At 66.9% G+C, this 886-nt stretch carries 1 protein-coding gene; it reads right to left on the bottom strand.

What is annotated here, in order from left to right:
• A partial coding sequence (locus tag ACTJKF_RS31370) for an ABC transporter permease subunit (RefSeq protein WP_440629014.1) occupies positions 1-886 on the bottom strand: 886 nt, incomplete at both ends.

Raw genomic sequence — 886 nt, 5'->3', positions numbered from 1 at the left:
GGTGATCGCGCCGGTCACGTAGTACGGGAAGATGCCGGGCAGGATCGCCTGGCGCCACCACTGCCAGCCGCGAATGCGGAAATTCTTCGTCGCTTCCTTGTAGTCGTTCGGATAGGACATCGCGCCGGCGATCACGTTGAACAGGATGTACCACTGCGTGCCGAGCACGATCAGCGGCGACAGCCAGATGTCCGCGTTCAGATGGAAGTGGACGATCACGATCACGAACACCGGAAACAGCAGGTTCGCCGGGAACGCGGCGAGGAACTGCGCGAGCGGCTGGATCTTCTCGGCCAGCTTCGGGCGCAGCCCGATCAGCACGCCGAGCGGCACCCAGATCACCGATGCGATCGCGATCAGCACGACCACGCGCAGCAGCGTGATCAGCCCGAGCACGAGCACGTGGCCGACCTCGCCCATCGTCACGCCGGTCGCGACGAAGCTGACGACGCGCCACGCGACGTACACCGTCAGCAGGATCACGAACGCGCCCCACACGACGTCGCCGATGCGCGACGAGCGGCGGCTCGCCGCGACGCGTGCGCCGACGCCCTTGAACGACGGCACGCGCAGCGGAATCCGCGCCGCCTGCGACAGCAGCCAGCCGGCCGGCACGAGCAGCTGATGGATCAGGTGCGTGCGACGCATCATGTCGAGCAGCCAGGACTGGGGCGCATCGCCCGACGCGGTGTTCTCCATCCGGAACTTGTCGGCCCATGCGACGAGCGGGCGGAACAGGAACTGGTCGTACGCGAGGATCACGACGGACATCGCGACGATCACCCAGCCGACCGCGCCGAGGTTCTTGTCCGAGATCGCCTGCGCCAGATACGCGCCGATCCCCGGCAGCGTGATCGTCTGGTTGCCGACGGTGATGGCTTCCGAC

It is taken from the genome of Burkholderia sp. 22313 (assembly GCF_052045245.1).
Lineage (GTDB): Bacteria > Pseudomonadota > Gammaproteobacteria > Burkholderiales > Burkholderiaceae > Burkholderia.
The sequence above is the reverse complement of the archived record's forward strand: the minus strand, read 5'-3'. Positions and strand labels throughout refer to the sequence as shown.